This is a genomic window from Streptomyces sp. NPDC043867 (assembly GCF_056435845.1).
Genome location: NZ_JBWKDS010000020.1, coordinates 64,622 through 83,029 on the forward strand (window position 1 = coordinate 64,622; position 18,408 = coordinate 83,029).

The following is an 18,408-nucleotide window of genomic DNA, read 5'->3' on the forward strand; positions in this document are numbered from 1 at the left end:
TGCCAGGCGCAACCTGAACGCATCCTGAGCGCGTACACCGGCGGCGGCCGTGCACAGCCCGGCGGGTCCGTCCCCGTGGATAGCCTCCCGGCCATGCCGACCGCGACCGAGCCCGCGCCCGTACATCCGGAGCCCGTAGATACCGCTCCCGCACATCCCGTGACCAGGCTCCTGGAGTTCCTGCGCAGACGGCTCGGCTGGGCCTCCTGCGCCGCGTACACCGGCGCCGCGGCCCTGCCCGCGCCAGGTCTGTGGCTGCGCCACGTCCACGGCCTCCCCGTGGGCGCGGGCCTTCGCGCCGACGTGAACACGCCGCAGACCCTGCTCGCCGTCGTCCTCTTCGCTGCCGGGCTCCGCGCCTGCCCGCACGCGCTGGCCCGGATGCTGCGCCGCCCCCGCATCCTGCTGGCCGGCCTCGCCCTCCACCTGACGGCGCCGCTGCTGATCATCCCCGGCATCGCGTTCGCCTTGCGCTGCTCGCCCGACTCCGACGGCGGAAGCGGCATGATCGCCGCGATGATTCTGACCGTCGCCATGCCGGTAGCCGCCGGCGCCACCGTGTGGAGCGGCGGGGGACGCGGGGACGAGCCGACGATACTGGGCCTGGTCCTCGCCTCCACCCTCATCAGCCCGCTCACCGTCCCCGCGACGGTCGCTGCCTTGACCCCGCTGCTCAGCGCGGACTACGCCCACACCCTGGCAGCCGCCGCCCAGGGCGTGGGCAGCGGCTTCGCTCTCACCGGGGTCCTGCTGCCCTGCGCCGCCGGCATCGCCAGCCGCCTACTTCTGCGGCCGGGCCTCCTGACGAGGGCCGCGCTGCCCGTCGCGGCCCTCGGGGCACTCCTCGCCTCACTCGTCCTCACCTACGTCAACGCCAGCGGCGCCATCGGCCAGTTCCTGGCCCACCCCCGCCCGCTCCTCCTCCTGGCGGGCGCCGGCACCGCCGCAGCTGTCTGCGGCCTGTCCTTCGCCTGGGGCCACCTCGCGGTGCGCGCCCTGCACCTGGAGGCCCGCGCCGGCACGTCGGTCACCCTGGCCTGCGGGATGAGCAACAGCAGCGCGGGCGCCGTCCTTATCACCACCGCGATGCCCGACCGGCCGCAGATCCTGCTGCCCGTCCTGGCCTACAGCCTCCTCCAGAAGCTCGCGGCCAACCGGGTCATGCGCGCCCGGACTGTGGGAGCAGCAGCGTGAACCGGGTGGGCGCGGTCCCGCTCAGCGCGAGCCGGGCCCCGGCGGCCCCGGCCAGCTCCCGGGCCAGGGCAAGGCCGATGCCCGAGCCGGGCCCGGTGGTCGCACCGCGTGCGAAGACGGCCTTCGGGTCCAGGGCGGGCATTCCCTCGTCGGCGACGTCCAGGGCGAGCGCGGAACCGAGGTCGCGCAAAGTCACCGTGACGGTTCCGCGGCCGTGTCGGCGGGCGTTGTCCAGCAGGATGTCGAGGATCTGGTCGGTGGTGCGCCCGGGGACGGGCAGCGCGGCCTCCGCCGGATCGACGGTAACCGCGAGGCGACGGCCGTCCTCGGCGAGCGGCCCGTGCCAGCGTCGCTCTGCACGGTGCAGAAGTTCACCGACGGGCTGCAACGAGGCAAGTGCGTCGTTGACAGGTTCGGCCTGGGCTAGCTGGAGGACCTCGTCGATGGTGTTGTTCAGGTGCGTTGCCTGGTCGAGGGCTTCGCCGATGGCGGCGCGCAGGTCTGTACCGGGGCTGGTGAGTGCCGCTTCCAGTGCCAGTTGCAGGCCGGTGAGCGGGGTGCGGAGCTGGTGGGAGGCGTTGGCGGTGAAGTCTCTCTCTCGCCGCAGTAGTTGCGCCAGTTGGTCGACCATCGCATTGTGCGTGGTGGCCACTTGGTCGATCTCGGGGATCGCGCAGGCAGGTGCCCGGGCGCTCAGGTCGCCGTCGGCGACGGCCTGGGAGGTGCGGGAGAGAGCTTCCAGAGGGGTGCTCAGGGCGCGGGCCTGGCGGCGGGCGACGAGGACGGCGGCGCCGAGCGCCGTCAGGCAGGCGGCCAGCAGGACGGCCCACGCCAAAAGGACGCGGCTCCAGACCTTCTGGGCAGGGACGGAAGCACGCACCACGCCGATGACACGTTCGTCGTGGGAGACGGGGACGCCGACCGCCAGTGTGGCGCCGGTGCGCTGCTGCACCACGGTTCCGGCGGTGGCACGGCGGGTGACGTCATCACCGCCGCTGGGGCCGGTGCCGGCGCGCAGGCGCAGTTGAAGGTCATAGACGCCCAGCTGTCCCTCCGCTTGCCCCGGAGGCAGTTCGATGGGGTCGCCGGTGGTGAAGTCGGTGCTGACGCTGGCGGCTGCGGCCATGGCGTCGCGCTGCAGTTCGCCGCGTTCGTCGGCGAAGAAGGATGCCTGGATCACCACGGCGAGGGGCACGGCGAGCAGGACAAGGGCCACCGCGGCGGCCATCAGGGCCACGCGGACCACACGCTGTCTCATGTGCTCATGATGGCCGGGCCAGGGCCTCGGATGATGGCCGCGCCAGGGCCTTGGACTGTGCGTGGCAGGCCCGTGGGGGCGGTTTTGCCGTCGTCTAACCGTGCTCGGGCATCCCTGTTACCGGCTGCTGCCTAGCGTCGCAGGTATGGCAGTCGGCCCCACTCGTGAAGGGCACCACGATCATGCGACGCACACTTGTTCTCTCTCTTGCCGCCCTCGCGCTGACCTCAGGAGTCGTGGCGGGATGCAGCTCCAGCAGCAGCGGTACGTCACCGGGCACCCGTGGCGCGGTGACCAGTTCCGGCACCGTGCCGGGTCCGGCGGAGTCCAATCCGGCCGGTGACATCCCCGACAACCAGGCATACGTCGCCTACCAGCCTGCCCAGGGCGGTTTCACCGTCAAGGTCCCCGAGGGCTGGGCCCAGAGAACCGTCGGCGGCGCGGTGGTCTTCACGGACAAACTGAACCGGATCGAGATCGCCTCCGCCAGCGCCCCGAGCGCCCCCACCGTTCAGTCGGTGAACGCCACCCTCGTGCCTCAGTTGCAGCAGCAGGTGCCCAACTTCACGGTGGGCAAGGCGACTGTCGTTTCCCGCCCGGCCGGGCAGGCGGTCCTGCTCACCTACCAGGGTGACAGCGCCTCCGATGCGGTGACCGGCAAGGTCGTTCATTCCGCGTTCGAGCGGTACAGCTTCTACCAGGGCGGCCGTCAGGTGGACCTGACGCTGTCCGGGCCGGTCGGCGCCGACAACGTGGACCCCTGGCGCACCGTCACCGACTCCTTCCGGTGGCAGTGATGACCACCACCGCGACACCCGCCCCGCCCGCGGACACTGCCGCGCTGACGGCGCGGGACCTGTACCGCTTCTACCGGGCGGGCGAGGAGGAGACCCTGGCGCTGCGCGGAGTCGCCCTTGAGGTGCGGCGCGGCGAGAGCGTCGCGGTCATCGGGCCGTCCGGGTCGGGCAAGTCGACCCTGCTGGCCTGCCTGGCCGGGCTGGACGAACCCGACGGCGGCACCGTCCACATCGGCGGGGAACGCATCAGCCACCGCCCGGAGGCCGAGCGGGCCCGCCTGCGGGCCCGCCGCATCGGCGTCCTGCTGCAGACCGGCAACCTCATCGCCCATCTCGACGTGGCTGCCAACATCCGCCTCGCACGCACCGCCGCCCCCAACGCGAGCAAGCAGCCCGTCACGGAGCTGCTGGAGCAGGTCGGGCTCGGACACCGGGCCCACGCCCTGCCCCAGGAACTGGCCGGCGGTGAACTGGCCCGCGCGGGGCTGGCCGTCGCGCTGGCCAACGACCCGGACATCCTCCTCGCGGACGAGCCGACCGGGGAACTCGACGGCATCACCGAGCAGCGGATCCTGGCACTGCTGCGCGCCCGCGCCCAGGCAGGCGGCGGTGTGCTCCTCGTCACCCACAGCCCCGAGGCCGTCAAGATCGCCGACCGGGTCATCACCTTGCGTGACGGAAGGATCGGGTCATGACCAGCGAACAGGAGGTGCTCGTCCACTGCCAGGACGCAGCCCGCACCTACGGTCAGGGGCCGGCCGCAATCGTCGCGGTGCACGGCGCGACCTGCAAGGTCCGCGCCGGTGACCGGATTGCGATCACCGGCCCGTCGGGTTCCGGCAAGTCCACGCTGCTGCACCTGATGGCCGCACTCGAGGAACCCACCACCGGACAGGTGACCTGGCCTGGCCTCGCCGAAGGACCGGTATCGGGTCAGGTGGGGGTCGTCTTCCAGGGGTCCAGCCTGATCCCGGCCTTGGACGTGGCGGAGAACGCCGCGCTGCCGCTGGTCCTTGCCGGCGTCCCCGAGGAGCGGGCCCGCCGCCGGGCGATGGATTCCCTCGCCCTGGTGGCCGCGGCCGATTTGGCGGACAAGCTGCCCGAGGAGCTCTCCGGCGGCCAGGCCCAGCGGGTGGCCATCGCCCGCGTGCTGGCGTTGGCACCCCGCCTGGTCCTGGCCGACGAACCCACCGGACAGCTCGACCGCACAACCGGCCAGCACATCATCGACGTCCTCCTCTCCGCCGCCGACGACATCGGCGCCGCCCTGGTGGCCACCACCCACGACCCGACCGTCGCCCGGCGTCTTGCCGAGCAGTGGGCGATGCACGAAGGCCGCCTCCTGGCCAGCCACGATCCACGCCCGCAGACGGCGGCGGCACCGCAGGGAGACCCGTCATGATCATCACCTGGATCGGCGGGCTGCTCCGCCGGCGCATCGGACGGCTGATCGCCACCGCGTTCGGCATCGCTCTGGCCGTTGCCCTCGTGGCATCCCTCGGCTCGTTCCTGACCGCTTCGAAGTCGACCATGACCGACCGCGCGGTGCGTTCGGTCACGGTGGACTGGCAGGTCCAGGTCCAGCCCGGCGCCGGCCCCGGCGCGGTCCTCGCCGCCGTCCAGGCTGCGGGCGGCACCAAGAGTGCCGAGAGTGTCGGTTTCGCCCGCAGCACCGGCTTTATGGCCACCGTCGCCGGCAGCACGCAGAGCACCGGCCCCGGCGTCGTTCTCGGCCTTCCCGACACCTACCGGGCAACGTTCCCCGGCGAGATCCGGCAGCTGACCGGCGCCTCCTCCGGCGTTCTGATCGCCCAGCAGACCGCGGCGAACCTGCACGTGGCCGCCGGGGACACGGTCACCATCACCCTGCCTGAGGCAGGGCCGGCGAAGGTGACGGTGGCCGGAGTGGTGGACCTGCCGCAGGCCGACTCCCTGTTCCAGAAGGTCGGCGCCCCGCCCCAGTCCCAGCCCGCCGCCCCGCCCGACAACGTCATCCTGCTGCCGACCGGCATGTTCAACACACTGGCCGCACCCGTCAAGGCCGTCGACCCGGCCGCCGTCACCACCCAGATCCACATCGCCCGAAACGCACCCCTGCCCGCCGACCCCGCCGCCGCCTACACCTCTGTCACCGCCGCGGCCCGCAACCTGGAAGCCCGCACCTCCGGCGGCGCGGTCGTCGGCGACAACCTCGGCGCCGCCCTCGACGCCGCCCGCAAGGACGCCCTCTACGCCCAGATCCTCTTCCTGTTCCTCGGCGTGCCCGGCGCGGTCCTCGCCGCCCTCCTGACCGCCGCCGTGGCAGGCGCCGGCGCCGACCGCAGGCGTCGTGAGCAGGCCCTGCTGCGCACCCGCGGGCTGCGGCCCCGCCAGGTCGCCGTGATGGCAGGTACCGAGGCAGGGATGGTCGGCGTCGCCGGCGGCCTGATCGGGGTGGGCATCGCCGCCCTCGCCGGCCAGGCCGCGTTCGGCATCGCCTCGTTCGGAGCGAGTACCGCCTCGGCCGCGCTCTGGTTCGCCCTCGCCCTGGTCCTGGGCCTCGCCGTCGCGGCCGCCGCCGTGCTGGTGCCCGCCCTGCGCGACCTGCGCACCGGCACCGTCACCGCCGCCCGAAAGGTCGTCGGCCGGGCCCGCTCTCCCCAGTGGATGCGCTTCGGCATGGACTTCATCCTGCTGGCCGCCTCCCTCCTCGTCTTCCGCGCATCCAGCGGCAACCAGTACGCACTCGTCCTGGCCCCTGAAGGTGTGGCAAGCATCTCCGTGTCGTACTGGGCCTTCCTCGGCCCGGCCCTGCTCTGGCTCGGCGCCGCCCTCCTACTGTGGCGCCTGGCGACCCTGGTCCTGGCCCACGGCCGCAAGCCTCTGGCCCGCCTGGCCCGCCCCCTGACGGGAACGCTCGCCACCACCACGGCGGCGAGCATGTCCCGGCAGCGGCGCCCCCTGGCCCGCGCCATCGTCCTGCTCGCGCTCGCCGTGTCCTTCGCCGCCTCCACCGCCACGTTCAATGCCACCTACAACCAGCAGGCCGAAGTCGACGCCCAGCTCACCAACGGAGCGGATGTCACCGTCACCCAGTCTCCGGGCGTCAGCACCGGCCCCGACGAGGGATCCGCGTTGAAGGTGGCCGGCGTACGGCACGTGGAGCCCCTCCAGCACCGCTTCGCCTACGTCGGCGCCGACCTGCAAGACCTCTACGGGGTCCAGCCCTCCGCCATCACCGCCGCCACCTCCCTCCAGGACGCCTACTTCGCCGGCGGCACCGCCAAGAGCCTCATGAACAAGCTCGCCGCTCGGCCCGACTCCCTCCTGGTCAGCCAGGAAACCGTCAAGGACTTCCAGCTCACCCTGGGCGACACCGTCAACCTGCGTCTGCAGGACAACCGCACCAAGGCCCTGACCACCGTCCCCTTCCACTACGCGGGCATCGTCAAGGAATTCCCCACCGCTCCCAAGGACAGCTTCTTCGTCGCCAACGCCGACTACATCACCAAGACCACCGGCAGCAACGCGGTCGGCGCGTTCCTCATCGACACCGGCGGCACCCACCAAACAAGCGTCGCCACCACCCTGCGCGGCCAGGTCGGCACCACCGCAACCGTCACCGACGTCACCCAGAGCCGCTCCAACGTCGGATCCAGCCTCACCTCCGTCGACCTCGCCGGCCTCACCCGCATCGAACTGGGCTTCGCCGTTGTGCTGGCCGCCGCCTCCGGCGGGATCGTCCTGGCCCTGGGACTCGCCGAACGCCGGCGCACCTTCGCCATCACCACCGTCCTGGGCGCCACCCGCCGCCAGCTGCGCGGACTGGTCCTGGCCGAAGCAGCCGTCATGACCGCCGGCGGCCTGGCCGGCGGCGCCGTCATCGGCTGGGCCCTGTCCCAGATGCTCGTCAAGGTCCTCACCGGCGTCTTCGACCCACCCCCGGCCGCCATCGCCGTACCCTGGACCTACCTCGCCCTCACCACCCTGGCAGCCATCGCGGCGATCGCCGCCGCGGCCCTGAACTCCGCCCGCCGCTCCTCCCGACCGGCCGTCGAAGAACTCCGCGAACTGTGAGGGCCACCCCGACGGCCGGGGCGGGCACCGCTATCCCCCCAGCGGCGCCCGCCCCGGTCTCTCCACCCCAGTGGCGCCGCCCGCCCGCGCCTCCGACAGCCCCTACGCTGAGCGGCATGCGCACGCCCGCGCCCCGGGAGGGCACCCACGTCCTAATCGTCGAGGACGACGACACCATCGGCCGCCACCTCGAAGCCGGACTGCGCGGCAACGGCTACCACACCACCTGGTGCCGTACCGGAGTGAGCGCCCTGACCGAAGCCCGCACCGGCGGCTACGACGCCGTCCTGCTGGACCTCGGCCTTCCCGACGCCGACGGCATCGACATCGCCCGCACCCTGCGCGGGCAATTCCCCGACCTGCTCATCGTCATCCTCACCGCCCGCAGCAACGAGATCGACGTCATCGCCGGCCTCGATTCCGGAGCCGACGACTACCTCGTCAAACCCTTCACCCTCACCGTGCTCCTCGCCCGCCTGAGAGCCCACCTGCGCCGCCGCCCACAAGCCCCGGCCCAGCCAGAGGGCCCCCTGCACATCGGCGACCTCACCCTCGACACCACCGCACGACGCTGCCTCCTGGCAGAAACCGAAATCACCCTGCGCCCCAAGGAATTCGAACTACTCGCCACCCTCGCCCAGCACGCCGGCGCCGCCGTCTCCCGCGAAACCCTCATGGCCCAGGTCTGGGACGAGAACTGGTTCGGCCCCACCAAAACCCTCGATGTCACCCTGGCCTCACTACGCCGCCGCCTGACCGAGGCCGCCGCCACCTCACCCACCCCCGTGAACCTCCCTCAGATCACCACCTTGCGCGGCCACGGCTACCGACTGGAGATCCACCCACCCCAACGGGCGCCCGAAGCAGGCACCGACACATGACACGTCCGCGCCGTACACAGCGCAATACAGAAAGGCCGACCGCCCGTTCGATGAGTACACGGCACGGCCCAGAGAGCAGACCACGCCGGTACGGCTGTGTAGGACCTGCTCTGGTTCGGTCTGCCAGTCCTTGAGCCTTTTCAGAGTGGCCACCGATGGGGTGCTTCCGTTCTAGTGGTCGTCGCAACACCCCAGCTCAGGGGATGCGATGGACTTCAAGATCAGAGAGAACCGGGGCAGTCAGGGCCGCAAGCCTCTGGTCCGTGAGCGGGAGGAATACTTCCGGCTCATGGACCAGGGGCTGAGCAGTCGAGAAGCATGCCGTGCGGTCGGCATCAACCTGCGCACCGGGAAGCGGTGGCGAAACGGGCGCGGGGCGACCACCGGGGAGAAGGCGAGACCCAGGGTGCGGCGGCCGATCTCGCCGGACGGTCCGTCGCGGTACTTGCGTGAGGCTGACCGCCTTCACATCGCCGACCGTCTGGTCGAGAAGGCATCCATCCGGCAGATCGCCGCCGAGCTCGGCCGCAGCCCTTCCACGATCAGCCGGGAGATACGCCGCAACGGCATGCCGCTGCGTGGTGACGCGTCCCAGTGGGCCTACCGCCCTCACGCTGCACAGAGCCGAGCAGAGGCCCGTCGGCCCCGCCCGAAGGCCGGGAAGATAGGGCAGAGCCCCGAGCTGCGAGACTTCATCCAGCGCCACCTCGAACAACGGTGGAGCCCGGAGCAGATCAGTCAGGTTCTGCGGACACGCTTCCCCGACCGGCCGGAGATGCACGTGACCCACGAGACGATCTACCAGGCCCTCTACGTCCAGGGCCGCGGAGAACTCCGCCGCGAACTCACCAGCGCCCTGCGGACAGGACGAGCCCGCCGGCGCCCCCATCGCCAGGCATACAAGCGGCAGCCCCGGTTCACCGCCCCCATGGTGATGATCAGCGACCGGCCCGCCGAGGTCGCCGACCGAGCCGTTCCCGGCCACTGGGAAGGCGACTGCATCGTCGGCGCCGGCCACCGCTCCGCGATCGGCACCCTCGTCGAGCGCACGACCCGGTTCACCATGCTGGTGCACCTGCCCAACGGACACCGGGCCGAACACTTCCACCAGGCCCTCACGGCCACCATCAGCCAACTGCCGCCTCATCTGCGACGGTCGCTGACCTGGGACCAGGGCAACGAGATGGCCAGCCACCACGTCTTCTCCACGGCCACCGACATGCCCGTCTACTTCTGCAATCCCGGCAGCCCCTGGCAGCGCGGCTCGAACGAGAACACCAATGGCCTGCTCCGGCAGTACTTCCCCAAGGGCACCGACCTCGCCCGGCACAGCCGCGAGGACCTGGCCACGGTCGCGGCCGAGCGGAACAGCCGTCCCCGCAAAACGCTCGACTGGGAAACACCAGCTCAGCGGCTTGCCGAGCTGGTCAACACCCTGGCTTGACCCAGAGGCATCATGGTGGCGTGGACATCGAACTTCTGTACTTCGCCGGCTGTCCGAACTGGACCGTCGCCCAGGAACGCCTCACCGAGGCGCTCACCGCCGCAGGCCGCTCCAACCTGGACGTGAAACTCCGCGCCGTAGAAACGGATGAAGAAGCCCAGGCACTGCACTTCCCCGGCTCTCCCACGATCCACATCAACGGCCAGGATCTATTCCCCGCCGCCGCTGAGACATACGGCCTGACCTGCCGCGTCTACTCGACGCCGGGCGACCTCGCAGGCGCGCCCACCGTCGAACAGCTCGTCCAGGCCCTGACCCAGACCTCCTAAGATCGCCGCAACACTCAACGGTGTTGCGACGACCCCTAGAATCCGCCGTGACGACGAGGGGGCCGCAACGCACGAGGCACCCGTGCCGTTGAGGGAGGTGTTCGACGTCTCAACTCATCAGCGCAGGTGCCTCGTTGGTTCCCTATCCTGCCGCACTCGACCTGCCGCACGCACTGGTCGAGTGGGTCACCATGCTCATCGTCACCCGCGAGGGTGACCGCCGCTGCAAGCTGCCTCCGCACCAGCGTGCCCTGGTCGGTCTGGTGTACCTGCGCCGGCACGACACGCTCGCGCAGCTCTCGGCAGGGTTCGGCATCTCCGTCGGGACCGCTCACGCCTACGTCAGCGCCGTCATCGACCTGCTCGCCGCTCGCGCGCCAGGCCTGCTGAAGGTACTGCGGGAGACGGACCCCGACTTCGCCCTGCTCGACGGGACCCTCACCGAATGTGACCGCGTCGGCGACGGCCAGGCGGACTACTCCGCCAAGCACCGGCGTCACGGCGTGAACGTGCAGGTCGTGACCGATCCGACGGGCCGACTCCTGTGGATCTCGCCCGCGCTGCCGGGCCGCACCCACGACCTCACCGCCGCCCGCACCCACCGGATCATCAGGATCTGCGACCGCCAGGGCGTCCCGCTCGTGGCCGACCTTGCCTACCTGGGCGCCGGCCCCTGGCTGACCACAGCAGTAAAACGCCGGCCCCACCAAGAACTCACCGACACCCAGAAGACCGTCAACCGCGCGATCGCCCGGACGCGAGTCCCGGTCGAGCGAGGCGTCGCCCGGCTCAAGAACTGGCGGATCTTCCGTCACGCCCGCTGCAGCCCGAATCGAATGACGTCAATCGCCAAGGCCATCCTCACCCTGGAGCGGCAGCGCTGAAAAGGTTCCTTGATGAGGAGCTATACGTGGCACGCCATCAGAGGCAAGGCCCGCTCGACGCGAGGGACCACCGGGCCACCGGTATTCGCCGACCGACGTGCAATCCTTTTCACCGGTGCGGCTGCAGCGGCCGCAAGACGGGCGCCCGATGGTCGACACCGCTGCCCGCGGACACCGCGATCGACCAGGCCGTGCCGTCCTCGTAGACCGACGGCTCCGGACGCTGCCGGGTTGATCGCCCGTGCCGGGACGTCGGCAGGTCTCCGTTCCCGCGAAGGCCCAGTCCTCGGGGGAGCTGATGGCGCCGTCGTCGCGACGGCACGACGGGGCCTGACCGCCTTGACCCGTCTGGAAGGTCTTCCCCCATCACGCGCTCGGCCCGCAGCCCCCGCCCGGCCACCGGGGTGGCCGCAGGCCCGGTCGCCCGGTCGGTAGCCTCGCCCCGAAACCTCCGGCGGGTGCGCCGAGTTCCGCACGCGCTGAAAGGCCGGCTCCATGAATCTGGCGTACTTGCCCAGTCCCTCCCAAGGCGTCTGGTATCTGAGGCCGGTTCCCCTGCGCGCCTACGCGCTGTGCATCATCGCGGGGATCTTCCCAGCCCTGTGGCTCACCCGGCGCCGCTGGGCAGCCCGCGGCGGGCACCGCGACGACATCTCCGACATCGCCATGTGGGCAGTCCCCTTCGGTGTGATCGGCGGCCGCCTCTACCACGTTTTCACCGACCCCGAGCTGTACTTCGCCGCAGGGAAAGAGCCGATCAGGGCCCTGTACATCTGGGACGGCGGCCTGGGCATCCCGGGCGCGGTGGGTCTCGGCGCGGTAGGCGCCTGGATCGGCTGCCGCCTCCACGGCATCAAACTGGCCGACTACGCTGATGCTCTCGCCCCCGGCCTCATCCTCGCCCAGGCCATCGGCCGGTGGGGCAACTACTTCAACCAAGAGCTCTACGGCGGCCCCACCACCCTGCCCTGGGCCCTGCGCATCGATCCCGCCCACCGCCCCGAAGCAACGGCTGACATCGCGCTCTACCACCCCACGTTCCTGTACGAGTCACTGTGGAACCTCGTAGCCGTCACCGTCCTCCTCTTCCTGGACCGCCGCTACCAGCTGCGCCACGGACGGCTGTTCGCCTGCTACGTCCTCGCCTACACCGCCGGCCGGTTCTGGATCGAAGGAATGCGTTCCGACTTCGCCAACACGCTCCTGGAACTACGCGTGAACGAATGGGTCTCCCTCCTCGCATTCACCGGTGCGGTCATCTACTTCTGGGCCTCCCACAACCGACGCTCCACCGGCCCCACGCAGCTGGACACCGAGCGGTCACCGGCCGATCCGGCAGTGGCTCCGGCGTCGGAGCCGGTCACGGAAGACACCGACGATTCAAAGGGCAGTTCGCCACCCCAACAGTGACGATGAGCCCTCGGGGAGGGACCTCACCGCCCGGTACGCTTCCGCCGGCCGCTTCGCGTGTCGGAGGCCCCGTACCCGTGGAGCCGCCTTGGCCTGAAGGGCCCACCAGACTCCGCGGAGCCGGGCTACCCGGCTCCGCGGTGCATCCTCACGGCCGGGACCCAGCCTGCGGCTCGCCGGTCGTGTGGCGGCGGCGGAAGAGGTCGGGAAGGCGTGGAGCGTTGACGAATCCCTCGACTCGCGCACTGGCGAGGGCGATCCGAGGCAGTTCACTGCCTTTGGCGAACAGCAGGTAGCGGGGTTCCCAGATCGGCCGGTATTTGGCGTTCGCCCGGTACAGGGATTCGATCTGCCACCAGCGGGAGAAGAAGCCCAGGATCGAGCGCCACAGCCGCAGTACCGGTGCCCGCACCCAGCCGGGAGCCGCGCTCGAACACGGATCGGAACATCGCGAAGTTCAGCGACACCCGCTCGACGCCAAGCCGCGGGGCGTGCGCCAGCACCTCGGTGACCATGAACTCCAGGAGGCCGTTTTCCGAACTGCGGTCGCGCCGCATCAAGTCGAGCGACAGCCCGCTCTCCCCCCACGGCGCGAAGCTCAGCAGAGCCCGCAACCGGCCGTCGCCATCGCGGCACTCCACCATCACGCAGCGCCCGTCCTGCGAGTCGCCAAGACGCCCCAGGGCCATCGAGAAGCCGCGTTCGGTGGCGCCGTCGCGCCACCGGTCGGCCTTGTCCACGAGGTCAGCCATCTCGGCATCCGGAATGTCCTCGTGGCGGCGGACGCGGACGGTGTACCCGGCTCGCTGCACCCGGTTGCACGCCTGGCGCAGTCCGCGCATCGCCCGGCCCTCCAGCGTGAAGTCGGCCCGCTCGACGATCGCTTCGTCGCCCAGCTCCAGAGCGTTCAGGCCGTGCCGGGTGTAGATGCCGCCCGCCTCCTCGGAGGCACCCATCACGGCGGGTGCCCACCCGTGCTCACGCGCTTCCGCCAGCCACCGCTCGATCGCCCCGGGCCACGCCTCCGGGTCCCCGATCGGATCACCGGAGGCGAGCGTGACCCCGCCGACCACGCGGTATGCCACGGCGGCCTTCCCGCTCGAGGACCAGATCACCGACTTGTCACGGCGCAGGGCGAAGTACCCCAGCGAATCGCGCTCCCCCTGCCTGTCCAGCAGCTCCCGCAGCCGCCGCTCGTCCTCGCCGCCCAGCCACTCCCTGCCACGCGGGGCCCGGAAACACACGTACAGGACCAGCAGGAGCGTCAGCGCGCTCAGCACGTTGATCGAGGCGTCCACCCAGCCCGGGACCGTGATCACGTCCTGTGCCCGCTCCGGCGGCTCCAGCGTGATCATCCGCATCAGCGTGTAGCCGAGCCGGTCCCACCACGATGCACCCGCCACCGTATTGGTCCAGGCGATCAGCGCGGTGCCGACAGCGGCGCTGACGGCCACACCCCCGGCCGCCACACCCGCTGCCAGAGCGATGTTCGAGCGGTCGCCCTTGGCGACGAACTCCTTGCGGCCCGCCAGCAGCATCAGCAAGAACAGGGCGGTCAGCCCGGCGGAGAAGTAGTTGAAGGGATGACGACGGTAACTGTCGCCGGGTTCGGACACGGCCAGCAGCAGGATCATCGAGGTCAGCGTCAGTCCGGCCAGACCAAGGTTGAAGATCCACGCGGCGCGCTTACGCCGGCGCATCACCACCGCGAGGAACAGCGACAGCACCACCGACACCAGACCCGCCGTCGCCAGGTAGGGAGTAAAGTACCGGCCATCGGCATTATGGAGCCGCACCTGCGTTCGGAACGGTACTGACAGGACCGCTACCAGATTCAGCGCGGCGACCAACCGCAGATACCAGACCGAGGCGTCGGCGGCCCGCCGCCGCCAGCCGACAGCCGGGGCGGGCTGGGAACCTCCGCTGCCCGGCCGCTTGTCGGCGGGTGGGCAGCGGAGGTCAGGACGGTTGATGGGCACGAGAACGCGTCACCTTCCGGAGTCTGCGGCATGGCGCGCATGGAGAATGAGAGCGAGAGGCAGCCCAAGGTGCCACAGGGCAGCCCGACGGCATGCGCGCCTCGCGGCGCCGCGCGCCTCCTGGCTCCCATACTCCTACCGCACTGCCCTGATGCCTACAGCACTGTAGACGAATGCGAGGTCGCGCCCAACCTCTGCGGGCCCGGCTGCGGCTGTCCGGTCGCTCCGCCACCGCCTGCACCAACAAGCCCTCGCCGGCGTGCAGCCCGGCCGGTCTGCGCCGCCTGCTTCTCACCGTGTGGTGTCAGCGGGACGTCGGCCCAGCCGGTGAAGCGGCTTACCGCGTTGGTGGTGCCCTGCCCATGGCGGAGCAGAATCAGCGCGCCCGGAGCATTCACGTACGGTCCCCTGCCAGCAGGCCGTCGGCCCGGGTGCGGGATGCCTCGATCTCGGCGTACGCGGCGTCCCTGCCTTCCCAGTGGGAGCCTTCGACGGACTTGCCGGGCTCCAGGTCCTTGTAGACCTCGAAGAAGTGGGTGATCTCCAGTTTGTCGAAGGTGGGGACGTCATCGATGTCCGGCATGCCGGCGTAGCGCGGGTCGTGGGCGGGCACGCACAGGACCTTCTCGTCCGGGCTCTTCTCGTCCGTCATGACGAACATGCCCACCGCCCGGCATTCGATGACACAGCCTGAGAACGTGGGCTCACCGACGAGCACCAAGGCGTCGAGCGGGTCACCGTCGCGGCCACGCGTGCCGTCGATGTAGCTGTAGTCGGCGGGGTAATTGGTCGAGGTGAACAGCAGCCGGTCCAGCCGGATGCGGTGGAGGGCGTGGTCCATCTCGTACTTGTTCCGGCACCCTTGAGGGATTTCCACCGTGACGTCGAAGTTCATGACGGCCTCCTGCTCATGGGATGCGGTTCGGCCCGTCCGGCAGCGCCAGTCGTGGCGTGCCCGCTGCGTCGCATGCATGTGCGGCCTGTTCACCCAGAGGGATGAGGTCCCCGTCCAGGCTCAGGTCGTGCAGTCGTACGGACAACCGGCGGTGGGCCTCGTCGTGCAGCTCGCCGCCCTGCGCGGCAGCACCGGGGATGGGAGCAGCCTCCCCACGGGCGGCGACGGCCCAGTCTGCGAGTGGGTGTGCGGCCGCGGCCTCGTCAAGGAGCGTGGCCAGAGCCGCAAGCCGGGCCTGCCAGGTGGGCGGCGCCGGGGCGGGACGCTTCGGCCACCAGTTGGTGAGGGCGTGGGCGGTTCGGCTGAGCGTACCGGCCTCGTGAACGTGCGCGGGGCGACCGGGTGAACGGGGGCGGTGTCATGGTTCTTCCTGGTCGCAGCTCGACAACCAGGGACCGGCAGCGGCCACAAGCCGCGGTTGCGGTGAGCCCCATCACCGGCACGCTCGGCGCACACCTCCAGTCTGCCCCTCTCCAGCAGCTTCACGGCCGTGACGGCCCCGAGCTGTGACCCGAGCCGACCGCGATCAACGCTGTCGTCGGCGCATGACCGCCAGCAGACCGAGGGCGAGGACCTGGATGGCGATGACGGTCGTGATCAGTGCCGGAATCGAGTAGCCGTAGAGGGCGCCGGTGAGGGCGCCGCCCGCCAGGCTGGCGACACCGACCACCCCGGCAAAGATCCCGTACGCCGTCGCCCGGCGTCCGGTGGGGACGAGGTCCGCGACGGTGGCGCGCAGGGTGGATTCCTGGATGCCGAGCGCGGCCCCCCAGACCAGGGACCCGGCCACCACGAGCGGCACGGTGTCGGTGAAGGCCAGCGCGGGCACCAGGGCCGCGAGGAGCGGAAGTACTACGAGGACGCGGGGGCCGATGCGGTCGTAGAGCCAGCCGGTGGCCAGGGCGGCGGCCGCGTCGAAAGCCATCGCGGCGGCGTAGAGCACCGGTACCCAGGCCACGGGCATCAGTCCGCGCTGGACCAGGTGGAAGGAGAGCACCCCGAAAGTGGCGAACCCGGCCGTGGTCGCCGCGGTGAACGCGGCGTAGGTCCAGAACGCGGCGGGCAGCCGCCCGGCCTCCTGCGTCGAAACGGTGCCGGTGGGGGTGAGGTCTCGTTCGTAGGCTTCGGGATCCGGTACCCGCGAGCGCAGCCACACCAGCAGGCCCAGCACCGCGACGCCCGGCAGGGCCAGGACGCCGAGCGCCGGCCCGTACGCGCCGCCGGTCACGGCCAGCACCCCGGCCACGACCAGCGGGCCGATCAGCGCGCCGATCTGGTCCATCGCCTCATGCACGGCGAACCCGCGCCCGCGCCCGGTCACCGCCGTCGCGTGGGAGAGCAGGGTGTCCTTGGCCGGGCTGCGGACAGCCTTGCCGACCCGCTCGGCGATCACCAGCGCACACGCGGCCCACAGCACTCCGACCACGCCCAGCAGCGGCACCGCGACCACGGTCAGCGCGTACCCGGCGATCGCAAGCCCCCAGAAGCGGCGGGTGCGGTCGGCCAGCGGTCCCGAGACCAGGCGCAGGCCGAGGGCCGCCGCCTCACCCGCCCCGGTGACCACACCGACGACCAGCGCGGAGGCGCCCAGCGAGGCGAGCATCGGACCGGTGACGGCACGCGCCCCCTCGTAGACGACATCGGCGAGCAGGCTGACCGTGCCGAACCAGACGATGAAATGCCAGGCCCCCATCGGCGCGGCCACGCCCCGCGCTGTCCCCCCAGCCATGGACCCTCTTCTCTTCTAAACCCACAGGGCAGTCGCCACGGCGACGCCGAGGAATACCGCGCCCAGCCCGGTGACCACGCTCGCGATCACATTGGCGGCCGCGTAGAACTTCGCGCCGCCCTCGACAAGCTGCAGCGTCTCGTAGGAGAACGTCGAGTACGTCGTCAGTGCCCCGCACAGCCCGGTGCCGACCAGCAGCTGTACGTGGGAGGAGGCCGCTCCGGCGGTGACCGCGCCGGCCAGCAGGCCCAGCACCAGGCAGCCGGTGACGTTCGCGGCGAAGGTGCCCCAGGGGAAGACGGCGTCGTGCCGTTTCTGCACGGCCCGGTCGGTCAGGTACCGCAGCGGTGCGCCGATCGCACCGCCGATGATCACCAGCAGCCAGTTCACTTGTTCTTCTCCCGGCCCACGTAACGGATGACCTCGCAGTCGTCCAGGATCACCAAGCCTTCCACCACCAGCTCGTCCAGTTGCGGCAGGAACGCGCGGACGCGCTCTTCGCTGTCGACGATCACGATGGCGACCGGCAGGTCCTCGCTCAGCGACAGCAGCCGCGCGGTGTGGATCAGGGAGGAGGCGCCGAACCCCTCGATCCCCCTGAACACGGAGGCGCCGGCCAGTCCGGCCTTGTGCGCGCGGTGCACGATCTCCGTGTACAGCGGCCTGTGATGCCACAGGTCGCTCTCGCCGATGAAGATCGTCACCCGTAGGGCCGTGCCCGTCAGCCTCGTCATCGTGCCCTCCATGCAAGGACGCGGCGTGTGGTCCGCACCGCCAGCCATACGGCGCTCAGCGCCGCCAGCAACGTCGCCCCCAGATACGCGAACCCCCGGGCCGCCTCGCCCCCGTCCACCAGACGCTGGATGTCGAGCGCGTAGGTGGAGAAGGTGGTGAAACCGCCGAGGACCCCGGTGCCGAAGAACGGCCGCACCAGCCGGTGCGCCGCCCACACGTCGGCGATCACGACCAAGAACACGCCGATCACCGTGCAGCCCACCGCATTGGTCCACAGCGTCGCCCACGGAAACCCGCCCGCGGCCGTCGGCCATATCAGCGACACCCCGTACCGGGCGGACGCCCCCAGCGCCCCGCCTGCCGCCACCACGGCGATGACAGACCACTGCCCGTGAGACGAGCGCAGCGCGGGGGGCTGAAGATCGGGATCGGCGTCCGAGGGTGCCGGCGTCATCGGCGCCACCTGGTGTTGAGGGGTTCGGTTGGCCATACCTCTCCTACTCGCGCGGCGCCCACGGACAAACGGAGGCGCGTGCCGTCACAAGTAGGGACCGTTGGCGGCACCGGTGCCGCGGTTCGGGTACGGCGGGCCCCACCGCCGCGCGGCGGCCCGACAGGCCGCCACCGTCATCAGGATAGCTCCCCTCCTTGGCTTGCTTCCGGCAGAGCCACGCCCGCGCGATGGTCGCCAGCTCGCCTGGCCCTTTCATGGCCAGCGGCAGCACGGACACGGCGACGATGGCGATCAGCATGAGGT

17 protein-coding genes and 1 pseudogene are annotated in these 18,408 nt (G+C 70.9%); 10 read left to right on the top strand and 8 right to left on the bottom strand.

From position 1 onward, the window contains the following. Positions 1-159: 159 nt before the first annotated feature. Entirely contained in the window at positions 160-1,194 is a 1,035-nt protein-coding gene (locus AC069T_RS20805; RefSeq protein WP_478784153.1) for a bile acid:sodium symporter family protein, read from the top strand. Here the strand turns inward: AC069T_RS20805 and AC069T_RS20810 are convergent. Beyond that, complete coding sequence (locus AC069T_RS20810; protein ID WP_478784154.1) at positions 1,160-2,452, bottom strand: HAMP domain-containing sensor histidine kinase; 1,293 nt, start codon at positions 2,450-2,452, stop codon at positions 1,160-1,162. The two genes, AC069T_RS20805 and AC069T_RS20810, sit on opposite strands and share 35 nt — an antisense overlap. A 182-nt stretch (positions 2,453-2,634) precedes the next feature. Between AC069T_RS20810 and AC069T_RS20815 the strand changes: the two genes are divergently transcribed. From AC069T_RS20815 to lgt, 9 genes are all read left to right on the top strand, one after another. After that, positions 2,635-3,249, top strand: a complete 615-nt coding sequence (locus AC069T_RS20815; protein ID WP_478784155.1) for a hypothetical protein — start codon at positions 2,635-2,637, stop codon at positions 3,247-3,249. Continuing rightward, positions 3,249-3,944 carry an ABC transporter ATP-binding protein gene (locus AC069T_RS20820; RefSeq protein WP_478784156.1) on the top strand — a complete coding sequence of 232 codons (696 nt, stop codon included), beginning with the start codon at positions 3,249-3,251 and terminating at the stop codon, positions 3,942-3,944. The genes AC069T_RS20815 and AC069T_RS20820 overlap by 1 nt, the downstream gene beginning before the upstream one ends. After that, positions 3,941-4,651 (top strand): ABC transporter ATP-binding protein, encoded by a 711-nt coding sequence (locus tag AC069T_RS20825; RefSeq protein ID WP_478784157.1) that lies wholly within the window; start codon positions 3,941-3,943, stop codon positions 4,649-4,651. Before AC069T_RS20820 ends, AC069T_RS20825 begins: the two co-directional genes overlap by 4 nt. After that, positions 4,648-7,305: an ABC transporter permease gene (locus AC069T_RS20830; RefSeq protein ID WP_478784158.1), complete on the top strand. Its 2,658-nt coding sequence runs from the start codon at positions 4,648-4,650 to the stop codon at positions 7,303-7,305. The genes AC069T_RS20825 and AC069T_RS20830 overlap by 4 nt, the downstream gene beginning before the upstream one ends. Before the next feature lie 116 nt (positions 7,306-7,421). Further along, positions 7,422-8,186 carry a response regulator transcription factor gene (locus tag AC069T_RS20835; RefSeq protein WP_478784159.1) on the top strand — a complete coding sequence of 255 codons (765 nt, stop codon included), beginning with the start codon at positions 7,422-7,424 and terminating at the stop codon, positions 8,184-8,186. A 301-nt stretch (positions 8,187-8,487) separates the two neighbouring features. Continuing rightward, positions 8,488-9,630 (top strand): IS30 family transposase, encoded by a 1,143-nt coding sequence (locus tag AC069T_RS20840; protein WP_478784237.1) that lies wholly within the window; start codon positions 8,488-8,490, stop codon positions 9,628-9,630. 20 nt (positions 9,631-9,650) lie between these two features. Beyond that, positions 9,651-9,959, top strand: a complete 309-nt coding sequence (locus tag AC069T_RS20845; protein WP_478784160.1) for a DF family (seleno)protein — start codon at positions 9,651-9,653, stop codon at positions 9,957-9,959. A 134-nt stretch (positions 9,960-10,093) separates the two neighbouring features. Next, positions 10,094-10,843, top strand: coding sequence for a transposase (locus AC069T_RS20850; RefSeq protein WP_478784161.1), 750 nt, complete (start codon positions 10,094-10,096; stop codon positions 10,841-10,843). A gap of 495 nt (positions 10,844-11,338) precedes the next feature. Continuing rightward, positions 11,339-12,253: a prolipoprotein diacylglyceryl transferase gene (lgt, locus tag AC069T_RS20855; protein WP_478784162.1), complete on the top strand. Its 915-nt coding sequence runs from the start codon at positions 11,339-11,341 to the stop codon at positions 12,251-12,253. A 148-nt stretch (positions 12,254-12,401) separates the two neighbouring features. On the opposite strand, the pseudogene AC069T_RS20860 reads toward lgt, so the two are convergent. The 7 genes and pseudogenes from AC069T_RS20860 to AC069T_RS20890 form a co-directional block, all read right to left on the bottom strand. Then, positions 12,402-14,232: pseudogene (locus AC069T_RS20860) on the bottom strand (phosphatidylglycerol lysyltransferase domain-containing protein). Between the two features lie 155 nt (positions 14,233-14,387). Then, positions 14,388-14,630 carry a histidine phosphatase family protein gene (locus tag AC069T_RS20865; protein ID WP_478784163.1) on the bottom strand — a complete coding sequence of 81 codons (243 nt, stop codon included), beginning with the start codon at positions 14,628-14,630 and terminating at the stop codon, positions 14,388-14,390. Continuing rightward, on the bottom strand, positions 14,627-15,127 hold the full coding sequence (locus AC069T_RS20870) for an inorganic diphosphatase (protein WP_478784164.1): 501 nt from the start codon (positions 15,125-15,127) through the stop codon (positions 14,627-14,629). Before AC069T_RS20870 ends, AC069T_RS20865 begins: the two co-directional genes overlap by 4 nt. Before the next feature lie 586 nt (positions 15,128-15,713). Further along, entirely contained in the window at positions 15,714-16,916 is a 1,203-nt protein-coding gene (locus tag AC069T_RS20875) for an MFS transporter (protein ID WP_478784165.1), read from the bottom strand. A 15-nt stretch (positions 16,917-16,931) separates the two neighbouring features. Beyond that, positions 16,932-17,306: a fluoride efflux transporter CrcB gene (gene crcB / locus AC069T_RS20880; RefSeq protein WP_478784166.1), complete on the bottom strand. Its 375-nt coding sequence runs from the start codon at positions 17,304-17,306 to the stop codon at positions 16,932-16,934. Then, complete coding sequence (locus AC069T_RS20885; RefSeq protein ID WP_478784167.1) at positions 17,303-17,650, bottom strand: DUF190 domain-containing protein; 348 nt, start codon at positions 17,648-17,650, stop codon at positions 17,303-17,305. Before AC069T_RS20885 ends, crcB begins: the two co-directional genes overlap by 4 nt. After that, positions 17,647-18,105, bottom strand: a complete 459-nt coding sequence (locus AC069T_RS20890) for a fluoride efflux transporter FluC (RefSeq protein ID WP_478784168.1) — start codon at positions 18,103-18,105, stop codon at positions 17,647-17,649. Before AC069T_RS20890 ends, AC069T_RS20885 begins: the two co-directional genes overlap by 4 nt. Positions 18,106-18,408 lie beyond the last annotated feature (303 nt).

Bases quoted from the DNA above. Each gene is read 5' to 3' on its own strand.
- AC069T_RS20810 (WP_478784154.1), bottom strand. From the start codon at position 2,452: ATGAGACAGCGTGTGGTCCGCGTGGCCCTGATGGCCGCCGCGGTGGCC.
- AC069T_RS20815 (WP_478784155.1), top strand. From the start codon at position 2,635: ATGCGACGCACACTTGTTCTCTCTCTTGCCGCCCTCGCGCTGACCTCA.
- AC069T_RS20820 (WP_478784156.1), top strand. From the start codon at position 3,249: ATGACCACCACCGCGACACCCGCCCCGCCCGCGGACACTGCCGCGCTG.
- AC069T_RS20825 (WP_478784157.1), top strand. From the start codon at position 3,941: ATGACCAGCGAACAGGAGGTGCTCGTCCACTGCCAGGACGCAGCCCGC.
- AC069T_RS20830 (WP_478784158.1), top strand. From the start codon at position 4,648: ATGATCATCACCTGGATCGGCGGGCTGCTCCGCCGGCGCATCGGACGG.
- AC069T_RS20835 (WP_478784159.1), top strand. From the start codon at position 7,422: ATGCGCACGCCCGCGCCCCGGGAGGGCACCCACGTCCTAATCGTCGAG.
- lgt (WP_478784162.1), top strand. From the start codon at position 11,339: ATGAATCTGGCGTACTTGCCCAGTCCCTCCCAAGGCGTCTGGTATCTG.
- AC069T_RS20870 (WP_478784164.1), bottom strand. From the start codon at position 15,127: ATGAACTTCGACGTCACGGTGGAAATCCCTCAAGGGTGCCGGAACAAG.
- AC069T_RS20875 (WP_478784165.1), bottom strand. From the start codon at position 16,916: ATGGCTGGGGGGACAGCGCGGGGCGTGGCCGCGCCGATGGGGGCCTGG.
- AC069T_RS20885 (WP_478784167.1), bottom strand. From the start codon at position 17,650: ATGACGAGGCTGACGGGCACGGCCCTACGGGTGACGATCTTCATCGGC.
- AC069T_RS20890 (WP_478784168.1), bottom strand. From the start codon at position 18,105: ATGACGCCGGCACCCTCGGACGCCGATCCCGATCTTCAGCCCCCCGCG.